Origin of the sequence: Bacillus sp. AP50, from assembly GCF_040492675.1 — a bacterium.
GTDB lineage: Bacteria > Bacillota > Bacilli > Bacillales > Bacillaceae_G > Bacillus_A > Bacillus_A cereus.
In genome coordinates, this window is sequence record NZ_JBEUTW010000803.1 from 1 (window position 1) to 1,044 (window position 1,044).

The window sequence follows — 1,044 nt, forward strand, 5'->3', positions numbered from 1 at the left end:
TTGTCTGGCGTGAAGTATGATATGAGTAATCTAAATGATGTGTACAGTGCTATTCATGTTGTACAAAAGGAACTTGATATCACTGGGACGACAGCTAAAGAAGCCGCGAGCACATTTAGCGGGTCGTTTGCTTCGATGAAATCATCATGGTCCAACGTCTTGGGTGGTTTATCACTAGGTCAAGATATCAAGCCAGCCTTAAATGCACTAGCAGAAACAACGTCTACATTTTTATTTGGCAATCTCATTCCGATGGTGACAAATGTAATCAAAGGTTTGCCGGGAGCAATTTCAACCTTTTTTCAAGCTGCTGCACCTCAATTTTTAAGTGCAGGTACCGACTTGATGAACAGTCTTGGTATCGGAATAAGCGGCGGAGCATCTGGTATATTGAGTAAAATTCAAACAGTGATTTCACCTATCATTCAAGGTTTTCAAACGGCATTTAGTCAAATACCAGGATTATTTCAAACGATTGTTTCGTCAGTTTCGCCATTTATCGAGACGCTCATTAATGGATTTTCTCGTCTTGATTTTAGCGGCATACAAGCATTAATCAGTAATATTTTGCCAGCTTTGCAAGCGGGTATCAGTACAATGGCAGCAATCGTTAAACCGGCATTCGATGGTGTTGTGAGTTCGTTGGTTGGCATGTGGAATGCAGCTCAACCGTTACTGACAACGTTGTCTGGTGCACTGATGCCAGCGTTTCAAGTGTTGGGGGCATTTTTAGGTGGCGTACTCAAAGGTATTTTGATGGGTGTATCGGCTACGTTCGATGCAATCAAAATCATTATTCAAGCATTGACTCCTGTTGTTGATTTTTTAGTTGGTGTTTTTCAAAAAATTGCACCAGTTTTGCAGACAGTTGCTCAATGGATAGGAACTGCTATCGGACTGTTCGCAAATATGGGCAGTGCTGGAAGTGGTTTGAGCGGAATAATGAGTAGTGCATGGTCTAATATAAAAAATGCAATTTCAACTGCAGGTTCAGCAATTGGTGGAGTCATTTCATCTATACGTAGCTTCTTTACTTCGTTAGGC

Annotated in this window: 1 protein-coding gene; it reads left to right on the top strand. The window is 41.3% G+C overall.

Annotated elements, in window-relative coordinates:
- Positions 1 to 342 precede the first annotated feature (342 nt).
- Positions 343 to 1,044: hypothetical protein (locus ABWK52_RS29630; RefSeq protein ID WP_353772402.1), on the top strand; the 702-nt coding region annotated here is incomplete at its 3' end.